This window comes from Microcystis sp. LEGE 00066 (assembly GCF_015207925.1).
Classification (GTDB): Bacteria; Cyanobacteriota; Cyanobacteriia; order Cyanobacteriales; family Microcystaceae; genus Microcystis; species Microcystis ichthyoblabe_A.
On the sequence record NZ_JADEVX010000358.1, the window covers coordinates 1 to 1,467 of the forward strand.

The 1,467-nt window shown below is 45.4% G+C and carries 1 protein-coding gene; it reads right to left on the minus strand.

Features of this window, described 5'->3' with window-relative positions:
* Window positions 1–157: 157 nt before the first annotated feature.
* On the minus strand, window positions 158–1,321 hold the full coding sequence (locus IQ224_RS23485; RefSeq protein WP_002749739.1) for a pyridoxal phosphate-dependent aminotransferase: 1,164 nt from the start codon (window positions 1,319–1,321) through the stop codon (window positions 158–160).
* Between the last annotated feature and the right edge of the window lie 146 nt (window positions 1,322–1,467).

Below are 1,467 nucleotides of genomic sequence, written 5' to 3' on the forward strand. Positions count from 1 at the left end.
GACTAAGGGGGGATCGGCACCCCCCTTATCAAGGGGGGCAGGGGGGATCAAAGACAAAATCTATCTTCAATTTAATTGAAACCACTTACTTAATTGGCTGTTAAAACCCGAAAAAAAAGGGCGAACAAAATTCACCCTAACAGATAAAGTAATCATCCTACAAAGTGCCGATAAACTTATCAATGCGATCGAATCCTTTTTCAATCGTCTTTAGGTCTGTAGCATAGGAAAGACGAATACAATCATCAGCACCGAAAGCAATACCGGGGATAGCAGCCACTTTTTGGGTTTCTAGGAGTTTCTGACAAAAATCCCGGGATTTTAAACCAGTTTGACTAATATCGATAAACACATAAAAAGCACCGTTGGGAGTAGGACAATTGAGTCCAGAGAGCGATCGCACTCGTTCTAAAATATACTGTCGGCGCTCGCTAAAAGCTTTGACCATTTCCTCGATGCAATCTTGGGGACTCTCTAAAGCAGCGATCGCACCGTACTGGGCAAAAGTGCAGACATTAGAGGTACTATGACCTTGGATCTTAGTCATAGCCTTGACAATTTCCACCGGTCCTGCTATGTAACCGACGCGCCACCCCGTCATCGAGAAAGCTTTAGCAAAACCATTACTAATAATACTGCGCTGAAAGATTTCCGGACCTAAAGAAGCGATACTGCGGTGAATCGCGCCATCATAGAGGATTTTCTCGTAAATTTCATCAGAAACCACTAAAATATCCTTTTCAACCACAATTTTTGCTAAAGCTGCGATTTCTTCGGGAGTATAGACAATACCGGTGGGATTAGAGGGAGAATTGAAAACAAATAATTTAGTTTTCGGTGTAATTGCCGCTTCTAGCTGTTCGGGGGTGATTTTATACTGATTCTCTAGGCTAGTGTTCACTATAACCGATGTTCCCCCCGCTAACGTCACCATTTCAGGATAACTCAACCAGTAGGGTGCGGGAATAATTACTTCGTCCCCCGCTTCAATTAACGCCATGATTAGATTGTAGAGAGACTGTTTACCGCCATTGGTGACGATGACATTATCGGCATTGTATGCTAGTTGATTATCCCGCAGCAATTTCTCGGCGATGGCTTTTCTTAACCCCGCTTCCCCGGCAGCCGGTCCGTAGCGAGTTTTTCCCTCATCGAGGGCCTTTTTCGCGGCAGCTCTGATGTGAGTGGGTGTGTCGAAATCTGGCTCCCCGGCGCTAAAACTACAGACATCTTCGCCGTTTTTCTTCATTTCCTTGGCCAGAGAGTCGATAGCTAGGGTAAGGGAGGGGGTGACTTGATTGACTCGTGACGCTAGTTTCATAGTATTTTACCCTGAAAGGGCTTTTCTGATGACCTACACAACCTTTAGTATTGTCCATCACCTCGATTGTTCTGGGTGTTTTTTTATATAATCTCCGGAATTGCGGCGCTTAGGGATGGGAGTGGGGTGTGGGGTGTGGGGTGTGG

What these genes read in the sequence shown, in the direction of transcription:
- IQ224_RS23485 (WP_002749739.1), bottom strand. Translation starts at nt 1,321, where the DNA reads ATGAAACTAGCGTCACGAGTCAATCAAGTCACCCCCTCCCTTACCCTA.